General features: G+C 73.8%; 7 protein-coding genes. 4 read left to right on the top strand and 3 right to left on the bottom strand.

Annotated elements, in window-relative coordinates; translation table 11 throughout:
* Window positions 1-365: 365 nt before the first annotated feature.
* The 3 genes from AQJ66_RS14470 to AQJ66_RS14460 all read right to left on the bottom strand — a co-directional run bounded on the left by AQJ66_RS14470 (window position 366) and on the right by AQJ66_RS14460 (window position 3,881).
* Window positions 366-1,037 (bottom strand): response regulator transcription factor, encoded by a 672-nt coding sequence (locus AQJ66_RS14470; RefSeq protein WP_061920930.1) that lies wholly within the window; start codon window positions 1,035-1,037, stop codon window positions 366-368.
* Window positions 1,038-1,196: 159 nt separating this feature from the next.
* The gene (locus tag AQJ66_RS14465) at window positions 1,197-2,561 is read right to left on the bottom strand and encodes a sensor histidine kinase (protein ID WP_061920860.1); all 1,365 of its coding nucleotides are present in this window, start codon (window positions 2,559-2,561) and stop codon (window positions 1,197-1,199) included.
* Window positions 2,562-2,690: 129 nt separating this feature from the next.
* A complete protein-coding gene (locus AQJ66_RS14460; protein WP_061920858.1) occupies window positions 2,691-3,881 on the bottom strand; it encodes a sensor histidine kinase in 1,191 nt (396 codons plus the stop codon).
* Window positions 3,882-4,123: 242 nt separating this feature from the next.
* Between AQJ66_RS14460 and AQJ66_RS14455 the strand changes: the two genes are divergently transcribed.
* From AQJ66_RS14455 to AQJ66_RS14440, 4 genes are read left to right on the top strand one after another with little or no spacing between them, the layout of a single operon-like run.
* Window positions 4,124-4,540: an NADH-quinone oxidoreductase subunit A gene (locus AQJ66_RS14455; protein WP_061920856.1), complete on the top strand. Its 417-nt coding sequence runs from the start codon at window positions 4,124-4,126 to the stop codon at window positions 4,538-4,540.
* A complete protein-coding gene (locus AQJ66_RS14450; protein ID WP_061920854.1) occupies window positions 4,531-5,151 on the top strand; it encodes an NADH-quinone oxidoreductase subunit B in 621 nt (206 codons plus the stop codon). The genes AQJ66_RS14455 and AQJ66_RS14450 overlap by 10 nt, the downstream gene beginning before the upstream one ends.
* Entirely contained in the window at window positions 5,148-6,533 is a 1,386-nt protein-coding gene (locus AQJ66_RS14445) for an NADH-quinone oxidoreductase subunit C (RefSeq protein ID WP_061920852.1), read from the top strand. Before AQJ66_RS14450 ends, AQJ66_RS14445 begins: the two co-directional genes overlap by 4 nt.
* Window positions 6,530-7,498, top strand: coding sequence for a complex I subunit 1/NuoH family protein (locus AQJ66_RS14440; RefSeq protein ID WP_061920850.1), 969 nt, complete (start codon window positions 6,530-6,532; stop codon window positions 7,496-7,498). The genes AQJ66_RS14445 and AQJ66_RS14440 overlap by 4 nt, the downstream gene beginning before the upstream one ends.
* Window positions 7,499-7,527 lie beyond the last annotated feature (29 nt).

The following is a 7,527-nucleotide window of genomic DNA, read 5'->3' as shown; positions in this document are numbered from 1 at the left end:
TCACCCGGTCCAGGCGCCGGACGTCCTTCGCTCCGCCCGGTTTGCGCTGCTCTCCCACGACGGTTCCGTCGGCCTGCTCCGCTGGGCTGCTGACCTGGCTGGTCACTGAACTGGACCTCCTTCGAGGCGGCTGTCCGGGTGTGGTCGTCCCACGGACCTTCCCAGGATCAACCCTACGTCGGTTAGGGTCGCCTTCCCGCGGCCATCCGTATGATGGACGGCGTTTCGAGACGGCCTCTCGCACTGACTTCCCATGATTGCGCGCGCCGCTACAGCTTCGATCGATCGCGCTTCGACCAATCACCTTCCATCGACACTCCACACAAGCCGGACGGACTGACACGCTGCTGACAAGTGTCGGCCGTTCAGGAGTTCAGATACGTCAGCACGGCCAGAACACGCCGGTGGTCGCCGTCGCTCTGGGCCAGCCCGAGCTTCAGGAAGATGTTGCTGACGTGCTTCTCCACGGCCCCGTCGCTGACCACCAGCTGCCGGGCGATCGCCGAGTTGGTGCGCCCCTCGGCCATCAGGCCGAGCACCTCGCGCTCGCGCGGGGTCAGCCCCGTCAGCACGTGCTGCTTGCGGCTGCGCCCGAGCAGCTGCGCGACCACCTCGGGGTCCAGCGCCGTACCGCCCCGCGCCACCCGCACCACCGCGTCGACGAACTCCCGCACCTCGGCGACCCGGTCCTTGAGCAGGTAGCCCACGCCCCGGCTGGAGCCGGCCAGCAGTTCGGTGGCGTACCGCTCCTCCACGTACTGCGACAGCACCAGCACTCCCAGCCCCGGGTGCGCCCTGCGCAGCCGCACGGCCGCCCGCACGCCTTCGTCGGTGTGCGTCGGCGGCATCCGCACGTCCGCCACCACGACGTCGGGCAGCGCGCCCTGGGCGTCCAGGTCGGCGATCGTCTTGACCAGCGCCTCCGCGTCGCCGACACCGGCGACCACCTCGTGTCCGCGGTCGGTCAGCAGCCGGGTCAGGCCCTCCCTGAGCAGCACTGAGTCCTCGGCGATGACCACCCGCACCCTGTCCTCCACGATCTCCCGGCCCCCCACAGCCCGACCTTCCGACGACGGCGTCCCGTAACGGAGGTCCAGCATTCCAGCATTCGGGCCGCCGTGCGCAGGAGCCGGTGGATCAGGTGCGGTCAGGGGGTGCGGGCGGACGCCGGCCGGTGGCGGGCGCGGCGCCCCCGTTCAGGTCCGCCAGGGCAGCTCGGCGATCACCCGGGTGGGGCCGCCCACCGGGGAGTCCACCACCAGGACCCCGTCCACCGCGCCGAGGCGGCCGGCCAGTCCCGCCAGGCCCGAGCCCCGGGAGGCGTCCGCGCCGCCGGCGCCGTCGTCCACGACCTGGAGGAGCAGCCGGTCCTCCGCGCGCCACACGTCGACCGAGGCGGAGCGGGCCCGGCTGTGCTTGCTGATGTTCTGCAGCAGCTCGGAGACGGTGAAGTAGGCGATGCCCTCGATGGCCGGGGCGGGACGGGCCGGCAGGTCGACCTCCACCCGCACCGGGACGGTGCAGCGGGAGGCGACCGAGGACAGGGCCGCGTCCAGGCCCCGGTCGGTGAGCACGGCCGGATGGATGCCGCGCGCGAGGTCGCGCAGCTCCTGCAGCGCCGTCTTCACCTCGCCGTGCGCGTCCTCCACCATCCGGGCCGCCGCCCGCGGGTCCTCCCGCAGCTTCTCCTTGGCCAGGCCCAGGTCCATCGCCAGGTTCACCAGCCGGGCCTGCGCCCCGTCGTGCAGGTCCCGCTCGATGCGGCGCAGGTCGGCGGCGGCCGTGTCCACCACGACCCCGCGGTCGGACTCCAGTTCCACCACCCGCGCCGACAGCCGCGTCGGGCCGAGCAGCCCGCGCACCAGCAGCCCGTCCACCGCCGTCAGGGCCCGGACGATCCACGGCGTGGCCAGGGTGACCAGCAGACCGGCCAGGGCGGTCACGGTGATCTCGAACGGGTTGTCGAGGTACACGCTGTGGTGCCGGTCGCCGTACAGCTGCAGGCCGCCCTGGCCCGCGTACATCGGGAACACCCAGCGCCACAGCGGGTACGTCAGCAGCGACCAGCCCGAGGTCCAGAACGCGACCGACACGCCGAACGAGAAGACCGCCCACGGGAACTGCAGCAGCGCGTACAGCAGGTGGCGCCACGACGTACCGCTCTTGAGCACCGCGCCCATCCACGCGAACAGGCCGGACCGGCCCGTCCGCAGCGGCTCCGGGTCGGCCACCTCCAGGCCGAGCAGGGCGCGCGCCCGCATGCGCTCCAGCACCCCGAAGCCCCGGCAGCCGGCCAGCGCCGCCGCCAGCACCGGGATGCCGAGGAAGGTCACCAGCAGACCGGCGCCGAGCGACGCCATCGTGACCGTCCAGGTGAACAGGGCGATGGCGATCGGCAGGCTGAGCAGCACATAGCCGAGCTCGCGCCAGGCGCGCGGCTCGACGGGGGCCCGCAGGGCGGCGGGCAGCAGGTGGTGCCGTTCCCCGTCGTGGTCGGGGAAGCCGGATCCGGCCGGGTTCCCCGGTCGCCGCCCGTACTCCTGTCCGTACTCCGTGGCCATGGGTGAAGTCCCGTTCTCCTCGTCCTGACGGCGGTGCCGCCGTCCTCTCCCAGGGTGGTGTCGGGCGGCCGGGCGGGCCATGGAGGCCGTCGGTCTCTTCGGGCGGGGGTTTTCCCCACCCCCGGCCCGCTACTCGGTGCGGTCCCGCCAGGGCAGCTCCGCCGTGACCACCGTCGGGCCGCCGGGCGGTGAGTCGACGACGAAGAGGCCGTCCACCGCTCCGAGGCGCTCCGCGAGCCCCCGCATGCCGCTGCCGCCGTCCGGATCGGCGCCGCCGCGGCCGTCGTCGCGGACCTGGACGAGCAGCCGGTCCCTGGCGCGCCACACCTCGACCGACGCCGTGCGCGCCTGGCTGTGCTTGCTGATGTTCTGCAGCAGCTCGGAGACGGTGAAGTAGGCGATGCCCTCGATGGCCGCCGCAGGCCGGGCCGGCAGGTCCGCCGTCACCTTCACCGGCACCGTGCAGCGCGAGGCGACGGAGGACAGGGCCGCGTCCAGGCCCCGGTCGGTCAGCACGGCCGGATGGATGCCGCGCGCGAGGTCGCGCAGCTCCTGCAGGGCGAGCTTCACCTCGCCGTGCGCCTCGTCGACCATCGCCGCGACGTCGTCGTCCGCCCGGCCCTCCAGCAGCTTCTCCTTGGCCAGACCGAGCCCCATCGCCAGGTTCACCAGCCGGGCCTGCGCCCCGTCGTGCAGGTCGCGCTCGATGCGGCGCAGGTCGGCGGCGGCCGTGTCCACCACGACCCCGCGGTCGGACTCCAGTTCGGCGATACGGCGTTCCAGCTCGTCGGAGGGGGACAGCAGGCCCCGCACCATCGCCCGGTCCACGTTGGCCAGCCCCCGCGCGACGAACGGCAGGACCGGCCACAGCACGAACAGCGAGATCAGCACCGTGCAGAAGGTGAGGATGCCCCAGGGCAGCCGGACGAGGTCGTACAGCAGCGTCCGCCAGCCCACCGGGTCCTTCAGCGCCAGCCACAGCCGCTGCACCGGCCCGCCGCCCCTGACCAGCGGCAGCGGCGTCGGCTCCTCGACGCGCACCCCGAGCAGGGCCCGCGCCCGGGCCCGCTCCAGCTTGCCCAGCTGCCGGGCGCCGAGCAGAGCGGCGGCCAGCAGCGGAAGCCCGATCACCGTGAGGGTGAGCAGTCCGCTGACGAACACCGCCGTCATCACGTAGACGAAGCCGAACACCGCCACCGGCAGGTTCAGCAGGAGGTGCCCGATCTCCTTCCAGGTGTGCGCCGGGTAGGCGAGCCGGGCGGGAGGCAGGCGGTCGTCGGACCCGTCGGCCCGGTCGGCGACGGAGGCGGGAGCGGTCATACGGGTCAGCCTGCCGTGCCCGGCACCCGTCGCGCCATGCGGTTCACCGCCCTGTGGGACGGGGGAAAACCCCACCGTCCGGGGAAAGCGGCACCCGTCCCGGCGGGCCCCCCGAGTCCCACGGTGTGACTGCCCGCTTACCGTGTCTTTATGAGGGCCTAGACTCCCGTGCGTACAGATCCTCGAATCAGTCGCATCACAGAGTTCGGCACGTCACGAGGTCAGGGAGCGAGGGGCGGACGGTGCGGGAGACGTTGGGGCACTCGACCATCGCCGCGGCGGACGTCGCGGCCGGCTACTTCCGGTCGTACTCGGCCGTGGGACTGCTCGCCCTGATCGGCGTGCTGTTCGTCGCGGTCGCCTTCGGCGCGGGCCGCCTGCTGCGGCCGGTCGTGCCGACCCCCGAGAAGCTGCTGACCTACGAGTGCGGTGTCGACCCCGTCGGCGAGGGCTGGGCCCACACCCAGGTCCGCTACTACGTCTACGCCTTCCTCTACGTGATCTTCGCCGTCGACTCGGTCTTCCTGTTCCCGTGGGCCACCGTCTTCGCCGCCCCCGGCTACGGCGCGGCGACCCTGGTGGAGATGTTCGTCTTCCTCGGCTTCCTCGCCGTCGGCCTGCTGTACGCCTACAAGAAGGGGGTCCTGGAATGGACGTGAACCCGTCCGCTCCCGAGCCCCTGCCGCTCCCCGAGCCCAGGCGGCTGGGGACGCTCGCCCGGCTCGCCCCCGAGCCGATGAAGGTGGTCCTCAACTGGGGCCGCCGCTACTCGCTGTGGGTCTTCAACTTCGGTCTCGCCTGCTGCGCGATCGAGTTCATCGCCGCGTCGATGGCCCGCCACGACTTCATCCGCCTCGGCGTCATCCCGTTCGCCCCGGGCCCCCGCCAGGCCGACCTGATGGTCGTCTCCGGCACGGTCACGGACAAGATGGCCCCGGCCGTCAAGCGCCTGTACGAGCAGATGCCGGAGCCGAAGTACGTCATCTCCTTCGGCGCCTGCTCCAACTGCGGCGGCCCCTACTGGGACTCGTACTCCGTCACCAAGGGCGTCGACCAGATCATCCCGGTCGACGTGTACGTCCCCGGCTGCCCGCCGCGCCCCGAGGCCCTGCTCCAGGGCATCCTCAAGCTCCAGGAGAAGATCGCCCGCGAGTCGCTGGGGGAGCGGTACGGCACGCCGGTCCGGCCCTCGGCCGCCGCCCTGCAGAGCGGCCTGGTGCGGCCGCCGGTCCCGCCCGTCGCCGGCTCTCCCGAGGGGGACGCGCGATGAGCACGGCCGGCTGGCTGCCCGCCCCCGCCGACGAGCTCTTCGGCGCGGAGGCCACGGTCGAGGAGGCGTACGAGGTCCTGACGGTGGACGTCCCGCCGTCCTCCTGGCTCACCGCGCTCGAGACCGCGCGTACGGCCCTGTCCTGCAGCTACTTCGACTGGCTGAGCGCGGTCGACGAACCCGGCACGGGCCTGCGCGTCTGCGCCCACGTCGTCGCCCTGCGCCCGGTGCGCCGGCTGCTCCTGCGCACCACGGTCCCGCACGAGGCGCCGGCGCTGCCCTCCGCCGTCGGCGTGTACGCGGGCGCCGGCTGGCACGAGCGCGAGACCCACGAGATGTTCGGGATCGTCTTCGAGGGCCACCCCGGCCTGGACCACCTCCTCCTCCCGGAGACCTTCGAGGGCCACCCGCTGCGCAAGGACTTCGTCCTCGCCGCCCGCGTGGCCAAGGCCTGGCCCGGAGCGAAGGAACCGGGCGAGTCGGACCACGGCGGACCGAAGCGCCGCCAGATGCTGCCACCGGGCGTTCCGGACCCGAACGAGTGGGGCCCGCTGAAGGGCCGGCTCCCCGCCGCACCCGCACGCCCGGCCCGGGGCGCGGGACGAGCCGCACCCGGCGAGCGCCCGGTACGCCGGACCCGCACGGCCACGGAGGGCTCGGCAAGCCAGACCCCCGCCCCCGGCGAGACCCCCGGCACGGCGGGGCCGGAGGCTCCTGCCCGTCCGCGTCGGACGCGGAGTGCGAGCGAGGGCTCGGCGAGCCGGACGGCGGCCCTCGGTGGGGACGCGGCCGAGGGGACGCAGGCGCCGGCCCCCGGTCCGGCCGGAGCCCCTGGCTCCGCCGGCGAGACCGCCGAGACGGCGGCGGAGGCCCCTGCCGGTCCGCATCGGACGCGGAGTGCGAGCGAGGGCTCGGCGAGCCGGACGGCGGCCCCGGGCGGGGACGCGGCCGAGGGCGACGCCTCCCAGGCGGCGAAGACCCCCGGTGAGGCCTCCCTCGCGCACGAGCCCGGTACGGCGCCCGCGCCGGCACGGCCCCGTCGCGCGCGCAGCGCCTCGGAGGGGTCGGCCACTCAGCGGTCCCAGGCCCCCGAGCCGGCGCCGGCCGACGCGGCGGAGCCGGACGGCACCGCCCGCCCCGCCTCCCCTCCCACGGCCCGCCGCGGTTCGGACGCCCCCTGGCACCACGCCCGCCCGGCGTTCGAGGAGCCGGAGGAGAAGACCGGGCCGCGCCCGGAGACACCCCGGACACCCGAAGCGGATCAGGAGCCGGAGGGAGCCGGGGAGCCGGCGCCGCCGAGCCCCGCCCCGGAGCCCGAGCCGGCCCCGCGGCCCACCACCCCGGACGACCCCTCGGACGACCCCTCAGGAGGCCCGCAGTGAACGACGTGCTGGACGTCGCCCTGCGACTCCTCGCCGTGTTCGTCGTCTTCCTCACCTTCCCCCTGATCGTCGGTCAGACCGAGCACAAGGTGATGGCCCACATGCAGGGCCGCCTCGGCCCGATGTACGCGGGCGGCTTCCACGGCTGGGCCCAGCTCATCGCCGACGGCGTGAAGTTCGCGCAGAAGGAGGACGTGGTCCCGGCGGACGCCGACCGCCGCGTCTTCCAGCTGGCCCCCGCCGTGGCCCTGCTCCCGTACCTGCTCGTCCTGCTCGTCATCCCGATCGGGCCGGGCGAGGGCGCCGTCGGGCAGGTGCTGGACGCGGGCGTGTTCTTCGTGCTCGCGGTGATGGGCGTCGGCGTCCTCGGCTCGCTGATGGCCGGCTGGGCCAGCGCCAACAAGTACTCCCTGCTCGGCGGCCTGCGCACGGCCGCCCAGCTGCTCGCCTACGAGCTTCCGATGCTGCTCGCCGCCGCCTCCGTCGCCATGGCCGCCGGAACCGTCTCGCTGCCCGGCATCCTGCACGCCTTCCACTGGTGGTGGCTGCCCTGGCAGATCGTCGGCGCGGTCGTGTTCTTCGTGGCCGGCCTCGCCGAGCTGCAGCGTCCCCCCTTCGACATGCCCGTCGCCGACTCGGAGATCATCTTCGGCGCGTACACCGAGTACACCGGCCTCAGGTTCGCGCTCTTCCTGCTCGCCGAGTACGCCGGCATCGTCGTCCTGTGCGGCCTGACCACCGTCCTCTTCCTGGGCGGCTGGCACGGCCCGTGGGGCGCCGACGGCCTCGGCTGGCTGTGGACCCTGCTGAAGACGGCGGTCCTCGCCTTCGTCGTCATCTGGCTCCGCGTCACCTACCCCCGGCTGCGCGAGGACCAGCTCCAGAAGCTCTCCTGGACCCTCCTCGTCCCCCTCTCCCTCGCCCAGATCGCCCTCACCGGCATCGTCAAGGTGGTGATCTCCTAATCATGTCCCGCCCGTCGCCCGACCACCGC

The organism is Streptomyces bungoensis (assembly GCF_001514215.1).
In the GTDB taxonomy this organism is placed as follows: Bacteria; Actinomycetota; Actinomycetes; order Streptomycetales; family Streptomycetaceae; genus Streptomyces; species Streptomyces bungoensis.
This window is presented reverse-complemented; position numbering and strand designations above follow the sequence as displayed.

Bases quoted from the DNA above. Each gene is read 5' to 3' on its own strand.
- AQJ66_RS14445 (WP_061920852.1), top strand. From the start codon at position 5,148: ATGAGCACGGCCGGCTGGCTGCCCGCCCCCGCCGACGAGCTCTTCGGC.
- AQJ66_RS14460 (WP_061920858.1), bottom strand. From the start codon at position 3,881: ATGACCGCTCCCGCCTCCGTCGCCGACCGGGCCGACGGGTCCGACGAC.
- AQJ66_RS14465 (WP_061920860.1), bottom strand. From the start codon at position 2,561: ATGGCCACGGAGTACGGACAGGAGTACGGGCGGCGACCGGGGAACCCG.
- AQJ66_RS14450 (WP_061920854.1), top strand. From the start codon at position 4,531: ATGGACGTGAACCCGTCCGCTCCCGAGCCCCTGCCGCTCCCCGAGCCC.